This is a genomic window from Desulforhopalus sp. IMCC35007, assembly GCF_005116575.1.
Taxonomy (GTDB): Bacteria; Desulfobacterota; Desulfobulbia; order Desulfobulbales; family Desulfocapsaceae; genus Desulforhopalus_A.
Genome location: NZ_SWCN01000015.1, coordinates 134,025 through 152,883, shown reverse-complemented (window position 1 = coordinate 152,883; position 18,859 = coordinate 134,025). Strand labels below are relative to the sequence as shown.

20 protein-coding genes and 1 other RNA gene are annotated in these 18,859 nt (G+C 57.3%); 13 read left to right on the top strand and 8 right to left on the bottom strand.

The genetic code is table 11. From position 1 onward, the window contains the following. Positions 1 to 124: 124 nt before the first annotated feature. From FCL48_RS16155 to FCL48_RS25025, 4 genes are read right to left on the bottom strand one after another with little or no spacing between them, the layout of a single operon-like run. Entirely contained in the window at positions 125 to 361 is a 237-nt protein-coding gene (locus FCL48_RS16155) for an ATP-binding protein (RefSeq protein WP_136873485.1), read from the bottom strand. Beyond that, the gene (locus FCL48_RS16150) at positions 348 to 851 is read right to left on the bottom strand and encodes an ABC-three component system middle component 5 (RefSeq protein ID WP_136873483.1); all 504 of its coding nucleotides are present in this window, start codon (positions 849 to 851) and stop codon (positions 348 to 350) included. Before FCL48_RS16150 ends, FCL48_RS16155 begins: the two co-directional genes overlap by 14 nt. Further along, the gene (locus tag FCL48_RS16145; RefSeq protein WP_136873481.1) at positions 852 to 1,391 is read right to left on the bottom strand and encodes an ABC-three component system protein; all 540 of its coding nucleotides are present in this window, start codon (positions 1,389 to 1,391) and stop codon (positions 852 to 854) included. After that, a complete protein-coding gene (locus FCL48_RS25025) occupies positions 1,388 to 1,555 on the bottom strand; it encodes a hypothetical protein (RefSeq protein ID WP_169309249.1) in 168 nt (55 codons plus the stop codon). Before FCL48_RS25025 ends, FCL48_RS16145 begins: the two co-directional genes overlap by 4 nt. Positions 1,556 to 1,784: 229 nt before the next feature. On the opposite strand from FCL48_RS25025, the gene ssrA reads away from it, so the two are divergent. After that, positions 1,785 to 2,050, top strand: a transfer-messenger RNA (tmRNA) gene (ssrA, locus tag FCL48_RS16140). Positions 2,051 to 2,469: 419 nt separating this feature from the next. Here ssrA and FCL48_RS16135 read toward each other — a convergent pair. From FCL48_RS16135 to FCL48_RS16120, 4 genes are read right to left on the bottom strand one after another with little or no spacing between them, the layout of a single operon-like run. After that, entirely contained in the window at positions 2,470 to 2,892 is a 423-nt protein-coding gene (locus tag FCL48_RS16135) for a hypothetical protein (RefSeq protein WP_039644791.1), read from the bottom strand. After that, positions 2,889 to 4,475: a recombinase family protein gene (locus FCL48_RS16130; protein ID WP_136873479.1), complete on the bottom strand. Its 1,587-nt coding sequence runs from the start codon at positions 4,473 to 4,475 to the stop codon at positions 2,889 to 2,891. The genes FCL48_RS16135 and FCL48_RS16130 overlap by 4 nt, the downstream gene beginning before the upstream one ends. Beyond that, on the bottom strand, positions 4,468 to 4,992 hold the full coding sequence (locus FCL48_RS16125; RefSeq protein WP_136873477.1) for a DUF2924 domain-containing protein: 525 nt from the start codon (positions 4,990 to 4,992) through the stop codon (positions 4,468 to 4,470). Before FCL48_RS16125 ends, FCL48_RS16130 begins: the two co-directional genes overlap by 8 nt. Positions 4,993 to 5,026: 34 nt before the next feature. After that, positions 5,027 to 5,269, bottom strand: coding sequence for a hypothetical protein (locus FCL48_RS16120; RefSeq protein WP_136873475.1), 243 nt, complete (start codon positions 5,267 to 5,269; stop codon positions 5,027 to 5,029). Between the two features lie 301 nt (positions 5,270 to 5,570). Here FCL48_RS16120 and lexA point away from each other — a divergent pair, with 301 nt between their 5' ends. From lexA to FCL48_RS16060, 12 genes are all read left to right on the top strand, one after another. Next, positions 5,571 to 6,194 carry a transcriptional repressor LexA gene (gene lexA, locus FCL48_RS16115; RefSeq protein ID WP_130958220.1) on the top strand — a complete coding sequence of 208 codons (624 nt, stop codon included), beginning with the start codon at positions 5,571 to 5,573 and terminating at the stop codon, positions 6,192 to 6,194. A gap of 46 nt (positions 6,195 to 6,240) precedes the next feature. Then, the gene (locus FCL48_RS16110; protein ID WP_136873473.1) at positions 6,241 to 7,407 is read left to right on the top strand and encodes a hypothetical protein; all 1,167 of its coding nucleotides are present in this window, start codon (positions 6,241 to 6,243) and stop codon (positions 7,405 to 7,407) included. Beyond that, entirely contained in the window at positions 7,400 to 8,464 is a 1,065-nt protein-coding gene (locus FCL48_RS16105; RefSeq protein WP_136873471.1) for a hypothetical protein, read from the top strand. The genes FCL48_RS16110 and FCL48_RS16105 overlap by 8 nt, the downstream gene beginning before the upstream one ends. Positions 8,465 to 8,784: 320 nt before the next feature. Further along, positions 8,785 to 9,111 (top strand): hypothetical protein, encoded by a 327-nt coding sequence (locus FCL48_RS16100; RefSeq protein ID WP_136873469.1) that lies wholly within the window; start codon positions 8,785 to 8,787, stop codon positions 9,109 to 9,111. Between the two features lie 195 nt (positions 9,112 to 9,306). Then, the gene (locus tag FCL48_RS16095; protein ID WP_136873467.1) at positions 9,307 to 9,891 is read left to right on the top strand and encodes a sigma-70 family RNA polymerase sigma factor; all 585 of its coding nucleotides are present in this window, start codon (positions 9,307 to 9,309) and stop codon (positions 9,889 to 9,891) included. 104 nt (positions 9,892 to 9,995) lie between these two features. Further along, a complete protein-coding gene (locus FCL48_RS16090) occupies positions 9,996 to 10,334 on the top strand; it encodes a hypothetical protein (RefSeq protein WP_097010688.1) in 339 nt (112 codons plus the stop codon). Then, complete coding sequence (locus FCL48_RS16085; protein WP_136873465.1) at positions 10,331 to 11,347, top strand: PD-(D/E)XK nuclease family protein; 1,017 nt, start codon at positions 10,331 to 10,333, stop codon at positions 11,345 to 11,347. The genes FCL48_RS16090 and FCL48_RS16085 overlap by 4 nt, the downstream gene beginning before the upstream one ends. A 26-nt stretch (positions 11,348 to 11,373) precedes the next feature. Continuing rightward, entirely contained in the window at positions 11,374 to 12,144 is a 771-nt protein-coding gene (locus FCL48_RS16080) for an ATP-binding protein (RefSeq protein WP_136873463.1), read from the top strand. A 12-nt stretch (positions 12,145 to 12,156) separates the two neighbouring features. After that, positions 12,157 to 12,630: a DUF669 domain-containing protein gene (locus FCL48_RS16075; protein WP_136873461.1), complete on the top strand. Its 474-nt coding sequence runs from the start codon at positions 12,157 to 12,159 to the stop codon at positions 12,628 to 12,630. Then, a complete protein-coding gene (locus FCL48_RS16070) occupies positions 12,630 to 13,112 on the top strand; it encodes an ERCC4 domain-containing protein (RefSeq protein ID WP_013258639.1) in 483 nt (160 codons plus the stop codon). The genes FCL48_RS16075 and FCL48_RS16070 overlap by 1 nt, the downstream gene beginning before the upstream one ends. Continuing rightward, on the top strand, positions 13,064 to 15,292 hold the full coding sequence (locus tag FCL48_RS16065; RefSeq protein WP_136873459.1) for an AAA family ATPase: 2,229 nt from the start codon (positions 13,064 to 13,066) through the stop codon (positions 15,290 to 15,292). The genes FCL48_RS16070 and FCL48_RS16065 overlap by 49 nt, the downstream gene beginning before the upstream one ends. After that, on the top strand, positions 15,289 to 18,600 hold the full coding sequence (locus FCL48_RS16060; protein ID WP_136873457.1) for a CHC2 zinc finger domain-containing protein: 3,312 nt from the start codon (positions 15,289 to 15,291) through the stop codon (positions 18,598 to 18,600). The genes FCL48_RS16065 and FCL48_RS16060 overlap by 4 nt, the downstream gene beginning before the upstream one ends. The last annotated feature ends 259 nt before the right edge of the window (positions 18,601 to 18,859 follow it).

Genomic DNA, 18,859 nt, shown 5'->3' with positions numbered 1-18,859 from the left:
ACCGGAGTTGCTGAAAGGTTGGCCTGAACACCACCGCTGAGATAACACCCTGTCTCAGTTCTTTTATATATATCGGGTGGTCAAAATTCGGTGATCACGGGTGGTCAATTTTAGGTTGTCATTTCTAACCATTAATTTTTAATCCGACATAAACAGTGTCACATTCTCCAGCTTCATCTTTCCAGTTGTGAACTTCATATCCTAAACCATAAACTAACAGTTGAATAACAGAAGTCTTGCCGCCACCATTGCAACCTGAGAGAACATTGATCCCAGTATGGAAAGTTTCATCGTAGACTGTTGAAAAATCCTGTTTTACTAGTAACCTGTCGACATAAACACATGGTTTATACTGCATCATATCTGTATTCCATTAATGTGCTCGCAAATTTCAACCCTGATGGGCCAAGAAGATCAAAATGCGTTAAGTGTTCCCTGATAAATGATATCGCATCTTTTGGCATACTATTGGTTTCGGAACTAATTATTGTCGATAATTCAGGAGGAAGTTTGTTGATATTTACTTTGTAGTGTGATGTGTTTTCTAGTGGAATGAGGCAGTTCATTTGAACTAGACTGCAGAAGACAGCTTGTTGGATAGGTTTCATTAGTTCAAACAGAATAAATGGATCGTATGTATTATATCTGTTTTTATAGATTTTAAATTCATTTCTTTGTTTCATCAATCCAGATCCCAATTTCATTGTTGAAATATGGAATGGGTTTGCAAGTAAGAAATCAAAAATTCTCAGTCGATCTTCTTCTATTTTGTCACGCTTTAACGCAGTGAGAATTGTACTGGTTCTCAGTAATGCATGGTTAGGATCGAGAGCTTTGTTATATAGTAGCATTTACTTCCACTCCAAATGACAATTTCCTGTCAGAAAGTAAACCATTCCTGCAACTTGTCGATTGTATATATCAAGTACATTTTCACCGAGCTTCTCTTGTATCTCACCTTCCAAATACTCTCTAAATAATGCTTTTACTTGATGTTCTTCTGTAGTGCTCTGAAGCTTAGGTTTAATTGTTGCATTGAAAGTTGATTCAATATCCGCCAATAAAAAAGTGATAATTTTCTGCGCAGACTTATAGTGTTGGTTCTTTACTATTAACTTTGCAACTACTTCTTTTAACTCCTCAGCTTCATCAATTAGGTAGTCAAAACCAGCTTCTGATAGTTTTTGTTTTAAGTCACGAACATCTGATCTGGTATTTTGATAATGGGTTAGTTCATCAAGTATGTCATACGTTTTATTGTCTTCTTCTACGTCTTCTTTGAACTGGGTTGAAAGAAGATCAAGTGGCCGAGGATGTGGCAAATAAAATTGATTTTTATCACGGCCAACAACATCATTACCAGCCTTTATGTCCCTCCAGTCTTGATTCATTTGGATTTGGTTATTTTGTCGCGTCCAACAACATCCCCACCTGCCTCAATATCTCTCATGGTGATTTTGTTTCCACTTCTAAATTTTATGACGACCCTGATTCCAAGTGTTGTTATAGCTATGACAGCAATAACAATTATTCCAATAATCAATAGTTCATTCATTAATTCATCCGTAATATTTTGTTAGATGTTGGCAACCATATGAGCAAAATTCTTTCTACCTGAAACATGAGCAGTCAGAGAAGCTCTGTCAGATAATTATGAGAACTCAGCTACTTCCGCATTAATGATTAAGAATTGTCAATGACACTATGGATACAACAAAATGATATTTTAATCCAACTTATTATAAATACTTACAGTATTTGTGCTCCCTGAATCCTACTTTGTAGGGTGATTAAATTTGAGAGAGGACTTCTATCGCCTCTGGTGACATTTGATCTCTTCTCCAAAGCTGGAAAAAAGTAAGTGCAATTCGTTTTGTGGAACAGTATGTTTTATCCACAGGCTTTATCCACACGTGAGGAAGGTAAAGTTGGGTTATAGTGACTACTAACTGTTTAGTTCTAAAAGCGAAAATTAAAGTACGGAACTAAGCATGTAGATACGGGAGGGGAGCATTTTTGGACGCGGGTTCGACTCCCGCCGCCTCCACCATTTAGAAAAGACAAACCCGTCTCTCTGGGGTCATTCTCCGGGGTGACGGGTTTTCTTTTTCCCCTTGTTTCTAAAGGGTTTGCGCCCGTTTCACATCTTTCCAAAGCACCTCTCCGCACCATCGATTCTCCCCATCCTCTAGCCTTTCTTTCTCTGTTTGGCCCCTGATTCTCTGTTTTCTCCGGACGAAGTCCGAAGCTCGTCCGGAAAGCTACATCCTTGATTGATATGGGTTTGCTGCTAATTGCCGTTTTTGGCGGTTGTCTTAGGTCATCGCTCGATGCCGCTACCGGACGTTTTTTTCGAAATCACCCGCTTCGCCCATGAAAAGAAGCGTGGTCAATTCCGATTTCCTGCCACTCAAAGTAGAAAAGCCGACGCTGATGGTCGGCTCTCTGGGGTGGTCTCCGGTCCGGTCGTCAGTCGGTGGCGAAGCCGAACTGGCGGCGCTGCTCGGCCCAGTCCTCGGGAAAGGTCTGGGTCAGCTTGGCCAGCGAGAGCCCGTTGGGTTCCTCGCCGTTGATCAGGGCTTCGACGATGTCGGGGGCCAGGGTCGTCAGTTTGAGAATGCGGGCCACATACGAGCCATCGACGTCGAGGGTACGGGCAAGCTCGCTGATGGACTTGATCTGGCCGGATTCGAGGATGTCGGCCCAGGAAAAGGCCCTTCCCAGCGCCTGGAGGATGGCGGACTGCACCGGTTCCTGCGCTCCGGTGATTTCTCCATCCAGGGCGTGGGGAGCGATGACCGTCTTGCGGCCACGCATGCGCCGGATCAGCATCGGGATGTGAATCTGCAGGTTGCCGTTGTCGGCTACGGTAATGGTCGGCTTCATTTTCATCGGCTTGCCCTCCGTTCGGTGACTTCGCATGCCAGACCGGCAAGCTCGGCGATGAGCGTTGTCAGCCCGTTGGTGCGCAGCTCCATGTCGATTCCGGTCTCGCGGATCTCGACCTTATCCACCAGGAGGCGGATGAGCCGGTTTCGCTCCACCGGGAAAAGGTCTTCCCAGAAGCCCTCGACATTCTGGAAGGCCTCCGACACATCCTGTTCCGTGATGCTGTTCCCCTGGTAGGCTCTGCATCGCTCGCTCACATGGGTCAGTTGTTTCGATAGCTCGACCGCCTGGCGATTGACCGTCGTCAGCATCTCGGTCTTGCCCGGCTGATCGTTGCCAGGTTTCATCAGTTCGAGTGCCTGCTCCCGCGCCTGCGACAGTTCCATCTCGAGTTGGGCTTTCTGCTTGAACAACCGCTCCCGCTCTGCCTGCTCGATGTCCCGGGCCGCGAAGTAAGTCTTGGCCACCAGCGTCGGTGTTCGGAACACGGCGCTCAACTGCTCGATCACCGCCTGCTCGATGTCCCCGGCGGGAATCCGTTTAAGCGGGCACCGGCTCACGGTTCGCTTGCTGTCTTTCTGGCAGATGTAATAGGTGTAGTGGCGGCCGTTCTTGCGGGCGTAGGTCGGTCCCATCGCGCATCCACAGTGGCCGCAGCGGATGACGCCTTTCAGCGGGGCGACCATTTTGGTTCTGGCCATGGAAACCTTGACCGGTTTGTTGTCCTCCAGGATGGCCTGCACCTTGTCCCAGGTCGCCCGGTCGATGATTCCTTCGTGCTCACCGGGATAGCTGCGATCCTTGTGGGCGATCTCGCCAATATAGATACGGTTGTTGAGCAGCCGGTAGATGTGGGCAGTGTTCCATTCGGAGCCCTCGCGCACTCTGCCTTTCTTGGTGGTCCAGGCCTTGGTGCGGTAACCCTGTTCGTTCAGCTCTTGGCCCAGCTTTTTGGCCGAGCCGATTTGGATGAAACGGCGGAAAATGTATTGCACCGTCCTGGCTTCATCGGGATTGACCAGCAGCTTCTTGTTCTCCCGGTCGACGTCGTATCCGAGGATGGGTACGCCGCCGCAGTATTTCCCCCGGCGCTTGGCTGCCGCCACCTTGTCCCGGATACGCTCGGCTATGACCTCCCGCTCGTACTGGGCGAAGGTGATCAGGATGCCGAGAAACATCCGGCCGGTGGGGTCGGTGGTGCTGAAGTGCTGGGTGACCGAGACGAAGCTGACACCCTTCTCGTTGAAGAGGTCGATCATCTTCATGAAGTCCAGCAGCGAGCGGGACAGCCGGTCGACCTTGTAGACCACGATCACGTCGATCTTCCCGGCGTCGATGTCCGCCAGCAGTCGGCGCAGCCCCGGGCGCTCCATGTTCCCACCCGAGAATCCACCATCGTCGTAGCGATCCGGCAGAGCCGTCCAGCCACGCATCCTCTGGGCTTCGATATAGTGTTCCGCAGATTCCCGTTGTGCATCCAACGAGTTGAATTCCTGTTCGAGCCCTTCCTCGTGGCTCTTGCGGGTGTAGATGGCACAGCGCAGGGTCTTGTTTTTGCCCGGCGCGACATTGCTGTTATCAAGCATCCGAACCTCCCTCGGCTTTTCTGCCGTAAACCTTCTTCAATCCGAAAAAGACCTTGCCATTCCAGCGCGTCCCGGTGATCTCCCTGGCCACCGCGCTGAGCGACCGGAAGGTGCGACCTTCAAACTCGTAGCCATCGGCAAGGACGATCACCTCATAACGCCGGTCGTTCCAGACCCGCACCAGCCTGGTTCCAGGCAGGATCGCCTCGTTCGATTTCCGCTCTTCTGGGATGCGTCGATTGACAGTGGCAACCGGGTCCTCCTTGGCTGCCTGCTGGAGATGGACGTTGGCCTGCTCGGACAGCCCGCCGTAGAAAAGCTCCTGGATGCGATAGGCCAGCCGCTTGATGAGGAATTGCTTCTTGTAATGGGGCGGCTCTTCGCCGTAGAGGTCGAGCCATTTTTCCCGGAGCTGCTCCAGGGACATGGATTGCAGCAGAGCCATCTGCCGAAGGACCGAGTTTCGGGTTCGGTCCTGATTCTTGCCGCCCGTGGCGGCGTTCTGTAACTCATTCATTTTCAACTCCTTATTTTAGTTTCCGGACGAGTTGTCATGAATGAATGCTCTGTTCCGGCAATGAATCAAGTCCTTCTCCGAGCACAGGGGAAGAATCTTCGAAAATCTCTAACTCACTGCCTACACATGCTTTTTTGGCCTTTCGGCGCAGGATCGCAGTGGCCAGAATGGAAGCGGCTGACTGGAGCCTCGCCTCACCCGACAGGCGACCGGGTTTGCCGTTTTCGCCGAGACCTTCCGTCCCCGGCACATCATTCATTTCCTGTACATCCAACATCGAACACCTCCGGTGGGACCGGGGGGCTGGATGGTGTGGATGCCAGAAAACGGCGGCGGTCGGGATGCGCGTTCGATGGCACCCACAACCGCCTCAGCTCCGCCTCTGGTCAGTTATCTGGTTTCTAACTGCTCGTCCGGTTTCAAACCGGCATTCTTCAGGCCTTACCTACCGAGGGGCTCGTGGAAGTGTCGGAAATCAGGTATGAGATTATTTCTTGACCTGATATGCATCAGGTTTATATTATTAGGGTTTGCTGGCGCATTGCGCCTTTTTGTCTTTCAACAGAAATGGAGACGCCATGGGCAAAGCGAAGACGGATGAGATAACGCCGTTGCAGCGGAAAACGCTCGAAGCGATATGTCGTTTTGTCGATGCCAAGGGCTTCCCTCCAACGGTGAAGGAACTGAGCGAGATCTTTGAAATCAGCCCGGCGAGTGCCCACGACCGGATCAATCAACTGGTGCGCAAGGGATACCTGAAGCGGGAAGACGGGAAGTCGCGAGGCATTGCGGTCGCCCGCCGTCCCAGCGAGATGGCCGCCGCCCTGGTCGCTGTACCGATTGTGGGTGTGGTGCCCGCTGGCAGCCCCATCCTGGCCGAAGAGAACATCACCGGCCAAGTGCTGGTCGAGTCAGCCGTGGTTCGTTCCGGAAAGCACTTCGCACTCCGTGCGATGGGTAACAGTATGGTCGGTGCCGGTATCAACGATGGTGATTTGATCATCGTGCGGCAGCAGCCCATCGCCGAGGACGGAGACATCGTTGTCGCCCTGCTCAACAACGAGGCGACCGTCAAGCGGCTGAAAATCAAAGACGAGCTCATCGAATTGGTGCCCGAGAACCCGGAGGTAAGAAAGATCCGGATCAGGCCGGAGGATGACCTTCGAGTTTTAGGCAAGGTCGTTGGATGGAAACGGAATTAACCGAGACAGACATGGACGAATAACGACAAAACGACAGGAGTATTTGATGGCAACTTTCAACCTACGCCGCTTTTCGAAGCCGGAGATGCTCCGGCGAATCGACAGGAAGCATCTCATTGCCTTTCTGGAGCCTCATGCCGCCTATTTTTCAGCTCGCGGCGTAGAGTTGCCACCAGTCCAGCAGGAAGATGGCCTGGACTACAACGCCCTCAGCCACCTTTTGCTGACGCCGGACAGTACGACCCCGGATGATCTGGCCGAGGCGCTGTTTTATGTGAATGAAGTTTCGACCCCCGAGGGTTTTGATTCCATTCAGGATGAGATCGCCGGAACGGACATCGACGTGGAAATCGGGGAGAACGCCGCACCGGCAGACTTGGCGATCCAGGTCTGGATGGCTGACCGGGAAATCATCGAGAAGGTACACGCCGAGCAGTTCTTCATGAACGTCAGGTCCTTCGAGTATTTCAAGACCAAGAAAAACCCACTGCCGGATTTCGTGCTGCCATCCGAGGAAACCCTCGCGGCCCTCGAGGCCGATCTCGACGAATGGTTTTCCAAGAAACGTCGGGGCAAGTATTCCAAGGTGTTCGTCTATCCCAAAGAGGGTCACACATGGTTCCTTGTGCGGCACGGCAAGCCCTATGCCCGTGAGGCGGTCATCGAGGCTGGGGAGTCCACCAGCCAATACTTCCGTCCTGAAAAATTCGACGTGCTTGCCTACAACCCCGTGATCGGGGAAATCCGCATGAACGCCGAAACCAAGGGGGAGAAGGAACTCTACCGCAAAAAATTCGGATTCCACCTGTTCGGAGACGAAGAGTTTTTCAACGAGCGCAGCCGATTTGACCTGGAACCTTTGCGGCAAATTGGTGAGGACGCGCTCCTATGTGACGACGTCGATGGCATCGAATATGTCAGGCTCAAGGAAGTTCAGGTCTTTTGGGGTGGCGCTCATAAGGACGTAGAAATCCGCAGGTCTGAGGACATTTTTGCATCCCTTCGTGATCGAGGCGCTTCACTCCCGGGCGGAGGGAAAATCATCAAAGCAAGCTTCCAGATTAAGTTCGAGGAGTCCAAGACTCCAAGATCTGTGATCTTGAGTTCAGGCAACCGGGCGCAATTCAAACGTGATGGTGATGCCGAGGTTATCGAGCGTTGGCTTGGACTCAGGGGGTTCATCGTCGGAGCCGGGGGCGTTTCGGATGAGTGATCCCGTCTGGGCATATCTGGAGAGATTGCCTGGAAAGTCGGCGGCGCTGTTCGATTGGGATAAGGCGCTATCCGGCTGGGATCGGTATCCGTTGTTTCGTGATCACTTCCTTCAACTGACCAAGGATCATGCGACCGCCGTGGATTGCCCGACGGAATGTGGCCTCGGTTGCCCACGGAGTGTGGTTACCCATGCGAAGACCAACATCCGGGCCATCTGCAATGAAAAAGAAGGCCCGGCCATTCAGCTCTCTTCAAGGCAGACGCTGATCTATCGGCTCAAGCAGTCAACTATCAATGGTGCTATCTGCGCGGCCTTGGGAATAGAACACCGAGAGTCGAAATACGATGGCCTGCCCCACACATGGAGATTGGGCGATTTCATACCCACAGCGGGGATGGACTTCCCGGTTGTACTGACGATGCAGGACAGCAAGGATGCGCTGATCGAGGTCGTGCGATCATTATGCCTTTCGACCCCCAAACCCTTTGTCCTAATCGCGCCCACTCGCCTTCATCTGAGTCCTGTAGTTGAAACACTGCTGGCGCAGAAAGATAGCCTTTACATTGCGCTGGACGAAGATCTGTACCTGGGTGATGCTCCACGATTCCTGACCTGTCGGGACAGATCTGAGATATTCGCGGCCCTTATCGGCCAGGTGCCTGAGTCGGATTCAGGCGGCACTGTGTTTTTCCCGACACCGCCGGGCACCACATGGTCGCAACTCAAGATTCAGTTCCGCGATGGTCATACCGTCACAATATGGGCGGGAGATCAGAGCGGTCGATACACCTATACGCAAATGGGAATGGCGAGCAGGAAGAATGGCAATCCTACCGAGCAATGGAAATTGCTTGAGGGGTTTGCCAACTCCCGTGGCGAGATCGACTGGCACAGCCGATACGCCTCGGACAAGCTGAAGAAACAAAAGCAGGAGTTGTCGAAGCACCTGCGCGAATTCTTCCGGCTCGATGACGATCCCATCGAATGGGTCAAGGACACAAAGACTTACCGGTGTAAGTTCCGCATCCTCCCGGAAGGTGCCGAGGTCTACTGACCACCCTTTATAGCCCGACAAATCTAAAGCCCCGATTCAGGATTCTGGATCGGGGCTTTTTGCGTCTTGGAGGCCCGCCCGGTGAAATTTCACCGGGGCCGGGCAAAAAAAGTTAAAAAAGTTTTCCTCTGTAAAACCACCATCAACCAAGGCCTTACGGGCTTTCCTCCTCCTTGAGCCAGGGCGTTTTTCGGGGTCGCAACGAAAATTCGCCAAAGCAGGGTGACAGGTCTGGTGAACACAAAAAGTTCACGACCGCCACCCGGGAAATTCATGCCGGACCTGTCTCCCGGTCGGTCCAGAAATGAAGGAGGTTCGGCATGAACCAGACAAGTAAAGCACACCTCACCCCACCGAAGCGGCGACTCATCGAGTTGATGCAGGACATCAACTTCGGCCGCATCACCAACATTCCGGTCCGCGACGGCGAGCCGGAACTCACCCCTGACACGGTCATCGAGCGCGAGATCAAGCTGGGCGGACAGAGCGGTCCCCGGCCCGAGCGCGACCAGGATGACTTCACCCTCAAGCAAGAGGTCGTGGCGCTGCTGGAGCACCTCGCGCAGATGGGCAGCGGAAAAGTCTGCCTGCTCGAAATCAAGCACGGTCTCCCGTTCCTGATGCGCATCGAGGAACGGGCAGCCTGAACACGTAACGACCTGAACCCTTAGACACTGGACAACAAGCTGGACGCATGGCGGAGGCTGTTGTGGGTGTCGCCGAGCCGAATACGGCAATTGGCGGCGTACCTGCGACCCCTTCGCCCACGCGACAGCTTTGTCCTGTGATCTGGCCCGTGCCGACACCCACGCGGACCTCCTCCTCGCTCCGAGGAGGCCCCGATGGTTTCACAGAATTCTTACGACGGCATCGACAAGTATGCCGCCGACCTCATTCGGCACAAAGCACGGCAACTCGTAGGCAAGGCCGGATTCACCGAGGACGACAGACCCGACCTCGAACAGGAACTGATGATCGATCTGCTGCAGCGGATGCGGCATTTCAATCCCGCCAAGGCCAAGAAGACCACCTTCATGGCTCGGATCGTTGAACGTCACATCTCCACCATTCTGGAGGCCCGGTTCGCCCAATGCCGGGACTGGCGGCTCTGCCAAACCTCACTCAATGAACACCTCGACAACGGCGAAGGCGACACCACCGAGCGGATCGACTTCCTGGACAGCGAGGGCTCTCTGGGAAGCGGCACCCGCGAGACAAGGGAGCGCCTCGGCCATGAGATCCGCATGGACCTCGACCGGGCCATCGCCTCGCTGCCGGAAGAGCTCCGGGATCTGTGCGTGCGCCTGCACGACAGCACCATGGCCGAAATCGCCCGGGAGATGGGCATTCCCAGAACCACCCTCTACGACCGGCTGAGCAAGCTGCGGGAGGCTTTCAGCGAGGCTGGCCTGAACGACTACCTGTGATCTCCGACGCATCGACTCCGGCTCCGGTAAGTAAGCACCGTGCCGCATGGTGCGGCTATCCGGGGCCTCGGAAATCAGAACCTGAACAAAAGAGGAGTTCAACCATGACTCATGACACCTACAAGTACCGTTTTGACGAGTCGGTCCCGGCCCAGGAACTGGAAGACACTTTCATGCTGGCGATGCTGGCCGTCGAAAGCCTGCACGGCCGTTCCCGTGTGCGGATGGAGAGCCGGTTCAATCTGGACAAGGCCCGACGCACCTGCGTGATCGACGCCTCCACCGATGTTGGCAGTGATCTCGCCCGCATCTTCACCGGCTTCGCCACCAAGGAGTACGGCGAACGCTCGGTCCTGATCGAACGATCTCAGCCGACGGGCTGCGCCTGCGCCTCCAAACATCGCGCAGCGCCCGCCGCCGCTACAGCGGGGGTGGCGGTATGAGCGAGCTGATGACCACCACCTATTCCATGTGGCGGCTGTTCCGAAACTGCCGCATGGCCTGCAAATGGCGCTACATCGACGAGCTGGTGCCGCTCGAGCGCGACCCCAATCTGGTCTTCGGCTCGGTCATTCACGACTGCCTGGAGTGCTGGCACGGCGAGCGGGATCTGGCCAAGGTACTCGACCACATCGACCGGACCTATCCGAACCGGGCGCAGGACGATCATCAACAGGCCGACTGGCATCTCGCCCGAGCCATGATGAGCGCCTATGCGGAACACTACCCGGCCGAAGACTTCGAGGTCGTCGCGCTCGAAAAGACCTTCGAAGGTCCCATCGTCAACCCGGCGACCGGCGCAACCTCGCGCAGTTTCATTCTCGCCGGGAAGGTGGACGGCATCGTCCGTCAGGATGGCCAGTACTTCCTGCTGGAACACAAAACCGCCTCGCAGATCGATGCCAGTTACCTGGAGCGGCTGTGGACCGATTTCCAGATCATCCTCTACGCCTGGTACCTGGAGCAGACCCTCGGCATCACGGTCAGCGGCATCATCTACAACGTCCTGGTCAAGGCCAAGCTGCGCCAGGGCAAGGGTGAAACCGAGGCAGAATTCGAGGCCCGCCGGGCGGAGCTGATCGCCAAGTCGAAAACCGGCAAGAGCAGCGCCAAGCGCAAGCTGCCGGAGGATGACGACACCTTCCAGCAGCGGCTCCAGGAGAAGTACCTCGAGCCGGGCATGTTCCACCGTGAGGTGCTCTACATCTCCCGCGACCAGTTCGAGGAACTGCGGGCGGAGCTGTGGGAACTCTCCAAGGCCATGCTCGACGCCCGTCGGCGCGACACCTTCTACCGCAACACCAGCTACTGCTTCCAGTACGGAAGGCCCTGCGCCTACTTCCAGCTCTGCCGCTCGGGCGGCAACCCCAACGTCATCGAAAACCATTTCCAAAGGATCGCCCCGCACGAAGAGCTGCGGGACGGAGCCGGTGAAGACGCCGCTCCGGTGTTTTGAAATCCCAACCATAAGGAGACGAAGCCATGCTTCCCAAGACCAAAAGCAAACCCAAACACACGCTCTCGGACCTCACCGCCCTAGTGTACGGCCCGAGCAAGATCGGCAAGAGCACCTGGTGCTCCAAGGCCGATGACGCACTGTTCCTGGCGACCGAGCCGGGCCTGAACGCCCTGGAGGTGTTCCAGACCCCGATCACCTGCTGGGACGACCTCCTGCAGGCCTGCGCCGAAATCGCCGAGGGCAAGCACGAGTTCAAGACCATCGTCGTCGACACGGTGGATAACGCCTACAAGATGTGCTCGGACTACGTCTGCAAGAAATTCAAGATCGAGCACGAGTCCGACCTGGGCTACGGCAAGGGCTACGCGCTGATCAACAACGAGTTCCAGCGCGTCATCAATAAGCTCGCCTTCCTGCCCTATGGGCTGATCCTTATCTCCCACTCCCAGGAGCGGGACATCGAGACCCGGACCGGCAAGCACACCCGCATCGTGCCGACGTTGCCGGAGAAGGCGCGGAAACTGGTCACCGGCCTGGTGGACCTGATCCTGTTCTGCGACCTGGACATGAAAACCGGCGAGGACAGCAAGCCTGTCTGGCAGCGCGTGATGCGCACCAAGCCCAGTCCCAACTACGACGCCGGTGACCGCACCGGCCGACTCCCCGAAGTCATTCCCCTCGATTTTCCGAGCTTCATGAAAGCGTTCAACAACACGGCAGCCGGAGCTGCGGCGAGTGCCGCCCGGCCGAAGCCGGAGCCGACCGCGAGTGCGGCGGCGAAACCCCAACAGTAAGGAGATCCGACCATGGAACACTACGAAAACCAATCCAACAGCAACCTCGACCTGGCGCAGTTTGATGACGCCTTCGAAACCGCCGAAGTCGAGGAGCGTGAGTTCGAGACCGTCCCCGACGGCAAATACCAGGTCAACGTCGACCGGGTCGAACTGACCCGCGCCCAGACCTCGGGCAACCCCATGCTCAAGTGGACCCTGCGCATTCTCGCGCCGACCCACAAGGGCCGTCTGCTCTGGCGCAACAACGTCATGGTCAGCAACGAGAACATCAAGTGGCTCAAGCAGGACCTCTACACCTGCGGGCTGCAGCTCCAGAAGCTCTCCGACCTGCCGGGCCACCTCGAGCAGCTTCTCAACATCAAGCTGGAGGTGACCAAACGCACTCGCGGTGAAAACGAGAACATCTACTTCAACCGTCGCATTGTCATGGCCGACGATGCCGGGGCTCCCGGCGCGGCGATGGACGACATGATCCCGTTCTGATGATGGACCGGATCACCGTTGTCGTCGACACCCGCGAACAGGAGCCCTACAGCTTCGATAGCGACAAGGTTTCGGCGGTTCGCAAGGCGCTGCCCGCCGGTGATTACTCGCTGGTCGGCCTTGAGGAACGGGTGGCGGTGGAGCGCAAATCCCTGACAGATTTCGTCTCCACCGTCATCCGGGGGCGAAAGCGGTTCCATCGCGAACTGGAAAAGCTCTCCGCCTACGAATCCGCCTGCGTGGTTGTCGAGTGCAACTTTCGCGATCTGGTCGATGGCCGCTACCGCAGCGATGCCCACCCGCATGCGCTGATTGGAACGGTCGCCTCCATCGTCGTCGACTTCGGTGTCCCCGTCTACTTCTGCTCGGACCGGCAGGCCGCCTGCCGTTTTGTCGAGGAGTACCTGACACGTTTTCACCGGAGGATCGCGAGATGCCAAAAAGAAATGAGAGTAACCCGGCGCGACTCCGGGGAAGAATAGAGCGCGTTTACTATGCCGGACCCAAGTTCTCCGCAGGCCGACTGCTCACCCCGACCGGTGAGGAAGTCCAGTTCGCGGGCAATTTGTTCGCTCGGGAAAATCAGCCTGTGGTCCTGCTCGGGTCGTGGGCCACCCATCCCAAATACGGCCGTCAGTTCAAGGTCGACGGGATGGAGCACGACCTCGAACTCGATCCGGAGGGGCTGATCCACTATCTGGCCAACCATCCGGAGATCAAGGGCATTGGTCCGGCCAAGGCCAGATTGATCGTCGAGAGTTTCGGCGATGCCTTTGAAGAAACCCTTCTGAATGACCCCGAACGCATCGCCCTCAAAGCTCGACTGCCTCTGGACGCGGCCCGGCGGCTGCGTGACGAATGGTTGAAGAACCGCAGCGTCAACACCGTCATGGCCTGGCTGTCGGCATTCGGCCTGACCCATCATCAGGTCGCCACCCTGGTCGAAAGACTCGGCGGCAACTGCCTCGATATCCTGAAGGAAGACCCGTACATCCTCATTCGGGAGATCCGGGGATTCGGCTTCAAGAAGGTCGACAAGATTGCCCGCAAGCTTGGCACCCCCAAGGACCACACCCCTCGTATCCGCGCTGGGTTGAATTTCTGCGTCCGTGAAGCCCTGGACAATGGCCACTGCTGGATCGAATACGAGGATCTGGTGGACCAGGCCAATCTGCTGCTGGTCATGGATGCCCTGGACAGCCGGGTTCGTATCGAAAGCTCCCTCGATGCGCTCATCGAAGAACAGGCGCTTGCCTGCGATTCCCACGGCGGACGGTTCGTGGTCGCTCTGCCGGAGATCGTCCGCATGGAGCGGGAGCTGGCCACGCTGTTCGGCCAGGCCGAAACACCCAACCCGCATTTCCAGTCCGTCAAAAAACTCGATGCCCTGATTCGGCGCTGCGCCGCCACTCTGAACGAGATGCAGCTCGACGCGGTTCGCTCGGCCCTCAAGCACAGCATCAGCCTGATCTCGGGTGGAGCCGGTTCGGGCAAGAGCTACACCATCTCGGTCATCAACACCATCTGCGAAGAGAGTGATCTGGAGGTCGTGCTCGCCGCGCCGACCGGCAAGGCGGCCAAGCGCCTGGAGGAAGTCAGCGGCCGCAGCGGCACCACCATTCACCGCCTGCTCGGCTATGACGGCAAGGGCTTCTCGCGCAGCAAGGAGAATCCCATCGATGCCGACGTCCTGGTGGTCGACGAGTTTTCGATGGTGGACGTGCCCCTGGCCTGGCACCTGTTCGAGGCGGTCGACCTGTCGCGGACCACGGTGCTGCTGGTCGGTGACCACAACCAGCTTCCGCCGGTGGGACCCGGAAACATCCTGCGCGATCTGATCCAGACACGCGCCATCCCCACGGTCATCCTCGACAAGGTCGTGCGTCAGGCTGGCGTCCTCAAGGAGAACTGCACAGCCGTTCTCAAGGGCGAGGTGCGCAAGACCAGCGAGGCGTCGGTGGCCGGATGCCGGGATTGGTATTTGGTTGATCAGTTCACCGATCCGATGGCGGCACGCTCGTTCCTGCTGGAGTTGTTTCAGGAGCGGCTCGACGCCCTGGGTTTCGACATCATCAAGGACGTGCAGGTGCTGACGCCGACCCACAAAGGACCGCTCGGTACCAAGGAACTCAACGAGGAACTGCAGCGGCTCATCCAGCGCAAGCTCTGGAACACCGAGGTCCCGCCGGTCGCCATGGGCCGCCGCGCTCCGTTTCTCAAGCACGACAAGGTCATCCAGACCCGGAACAACTACGACCTGAACGTGATGAACGGTGCCATCGGCTATGTGGTCGATGTCCTCGCGAACGGCACCCTGGTCATCGACTTCGACGGCATGCCGGTGGAGCTGGAGAAGGGTTCGCCCGACCTGCAGGATCTGCAGCTCGCCTATGCGCTCACCATCCACAAAACCCAGGGTTCCGAGTTCCCCTGCGCCGTCGTGGTGGTCCACAAGGCGCATTCCTTCATGCATCACCGCAACCTGCTCTACACCGGGGTGACCCGCGCCCGGCGCACCGCCATTGTCCTGGGCGACCATTGGGGCATCCAGAACTGCGCCAAGCGTTGCCAGGTGGATGACCGCCGGACCTTCCTGCCCCTATTCCTGGACGCCGCCCAGCACGCGGAAGACGACTTCGCCCGTGTCGCGGAGGCCGAATGAGTATGGGCGGAACGGATAACGTCAGGGAGTATTACCGGCTCGTCACCGAGATGGACATCGGTGAGGTGGCCCGGGAACTCCTGCCGGGACGGATCACCCAGGAGACCGGCCAGCGCTTGATGTGCGACTGTCCCAACCATCAGAGCCAGTCGCGCCTGTCACTGCATGTGATGCTCGACAAGCAGGGCTGGTACTGCTTCGGCTGCGGGGTCGGCGGCGACGTGCTGCAGCTCGTGGAGTTCATTCAGACGGGCTCGGTAACCGCCGGACAATCCGGTCCGATGCCGGACAGTCACCGTCAGGCCCGGGACTATCTCGCCAAGAAGGCGGGCTTGCCGCCGCTGTCGCGCTATGGTCTCAGTCAAGAGCGTCTGGCCCAGACGGAGGCGGACCGCGCCTTTGAGCTGCGGGTCAAGGACGCGCTGACGGCGCTGGCCAGGCTTTACCACGCCCGGCTCAAGGAGTCGCCGGAGGTCCTCGACTGGCTGAAATCCAAATACGCCCTGAGCGAGGAGACTATCGACGATCTCCTGATCGGCTACGCGGACAACGCGTCCGGCGCGGTCGCCCAACTGACCGGGGGGGAAGACGGCTTCTCCAAGCGAGAGCTCGCCGCTACCGGTGCTTTCCGCCCCACCAGCCAGGACGGCCTGACGCCATTTTTCGAGCGCCGGATCGTCTTTCCATACTGGAGCCGTGGCCGGGTGGTGTTCATGATCGGCCGCAAGACGCCGTGGACCCCGGACGCGGGCTGGGAGCAAGGGAAATACAAGAAGCTGCCCGTTCACGACGAGCACCAGCGGCCTTATGTCGCCGATTTCATCAACAACGCGCTGCTGTTCAACGAGGACTGTCTGCTGGCCAGGCCCGGCAAGGTGATCATCACCGAGGGGGTGACCGATTGCCTGGCGCTGATGCAACTGGGCCTGCCCACCGTATCTCCGGCCACCGTCCGCATCCGGGCCGCCGATTGGGAGCGCCTGATCCCCAAGCTGCGCGGCGTCGAAACCGTCTACATCTGTCAAGACAACGAGCTCTCCCAGGCCGGTCTCAAAGGGGCGCTGCAAACCGCCCGCACCCTGGCCGAACACAAGATCGACACCCGCCTGGTGACGCTGCCCTTGTCGGAGACACAGATCGCGGCCCGGCAGGAGCTGACCGAACGCTTCAGCCTGACGGCGAGCGTGGGGCCGAAGGAGCTGGCCAAGCTGCTGGCGGGGCGTTCCGCCCAGGAAATTCAGGCGGCCGAAGCGCTTCTCGCCACCGCCAAGATCGACGTCAACGATTACATTGCCGCCGGGCATACCCGGGAGGATTTCGAACGTCTGCTCGCCGAGGCCAGCACGCCCATCGAGTTCGGCGTGCGCTCGCTGCCCGAGGGCGCTGAAGAGGAGGAACGCAACCGCCTGCTCGAACCGATCCTGGGGGAGATTTCCGAGCAGTCGCCGCTGGAACAGTCCCGCCTGCTGAAGCTGGTGCAGGAGCGCATCGGCGGTGGCGTTTCGATGGCCACCCTGAAAGAGCAGATCCGCGCCATCCAGAAGGACCGCAAGGTCGAGTTCCGTAACGAAAAGAAGAAGGCCAAGCGGATGTCCGGCGCGATGCCCGGATCATGCCGCGCCCGGGTCGACGAGGTGCTGATCGACACAGAACTGGAGAACGGCGCTCCCGACTACACACTGGCCGCCGAGGCCGCCTACGACTGGTTTACCGCCAACGGTGCCCAGTTCTTTCACACCCTGCAGGGCGAGCCGTTCATGTATTTCGATAACGCCATCTACTGGATGGATTCACCGGACAGAGGCCGCAAGCGCCATTACGCGGCCATGCTCTACAAGCACACGGGCATGGTGCCGACTTCCAACGGCGGTCGGACATTTTTTGAGGTGCTGCCCAGCCTGGCCATGATCCGTGGCCAGGTGCGCGACCATTTTTCCTGGCTGCACACCGATGTGGCCTCGTACACCGTCTATTTCAACCTGAACAATCCGGAGCACGAGATCGCCAAGATCACCCCGGACGAGATTCAGATCATGAAGAACGGCGGCAACGAGGACGGCATCATTCTGGACGGCTCGCGCAAGATGAAGCCGCTGAAATTCCTGCCAGACGCCGACCTCGAAGAGGCGGACCGGCTCCTGGTCGATCTGCTGGTGGGCAACATGACCTGCCCGCAAGGAGATCGCTTTCTCATCCTTTCCTGGCTCTCCTGCTTCCTGCTGATCGACTTCGCCGGGACGCGGCCCATGACCCGTTTCGAGGGTTCGGCCGGATCGGGCAAGACCACCGCCAGCAAGATCACGTCGACGCTGCTTTTCGGCGAGCCACAGCACAAGAAGGCAACCGACGCGGCGAACTATACCGATGGCTCGCAGAACCCGCTCATCGTCCTCGACAACATCGAGGTCAAGCAGATGACCGAGGATCTGACCACCTTCATGCTGACCAGCATCACCGGCATCGCCAAAGAGAAACGCAAGAGCGGCACCGACAGCGAGACCATCACCGAGCGGACCAAGTGCCTGCTGAACACCACCGGCATCGAGCCGCTGTGCGGGGAGCTTTCGGAGATCCTGTCGAGGTCCTTCGTCATCAACTTCGACCTCGCCAACCAGGCCAGCGACTGCTTTCTGGAGTCGGAGGTCATCTCCGCCATCCAGCAGAACCGGGATCTGATCATTTCGGCCATCATGAAGCGAACCAGCCATGTGCTGGCAATGATCCGGGACGGAGCCCAGAAACAGGTCATGCGCCTGCTGCACCGAACCATGCCGACCCATGGCAAACGCCGGTGCAACGATTATCTGAGCCTGATGTACCTGATGATGCTGGCCGGGTCCGAGGAACACGAGGTGACCACCGGACTCGAGGATCTGAGCCCGCTGTTCATCGAGCAGATCCATTCCATCAACGACACCAGCCAGGAGATGGCGCGGGAGTCGAACCCCATCGCAACGGCGCTGGCGTCGCTCTTCCACGCTTATCAGAACGCGGTGGAGCTGGATGAGAAGGCCCGCTACGGCGAGGACGACCGGGCAAACCATGTGGTGGGGTTCATCGAACGCTACCAGGTGAGGTTCGAGAACGAGAACACCATGGAACCGGTGTCGGCGGGAAGACTGCTCGCTGCGCTGCGCAGGGTCGGCCGGGAATTCAACCTCGAGTTCGAATACAAGAAGCCCGCTCAGCTCGGTCGGCGCATCAGCAACGACCTGGACGTCATCCGGGACGCCGGGTTCGACATCGACCGGCAGCGCAACGCCCACACCAAGAACTTCGAGTACCGGATCTGCCACAAGAGCAGGTAAATGGAATTTTTTTGCCCAAACTGGATGATATGACGACACTGAACTTTATCAAAATCAAAGGCAAAACTTGACGCCATCATCCTGTGATGCTAAGTTAGAAGTAAATTTATATGGAGGTATACCCTTGAGAATCTAACGGAAACGAGCCTTCACGAAATTTTCGTGTTCCCATTTTGGATCGTTAAATTATCCAAAAAATGGCGTTCTGTTTCCGTAGATCTTGGGTGGCTTCAGCGTTTATGATTTGAATGCCACGTTT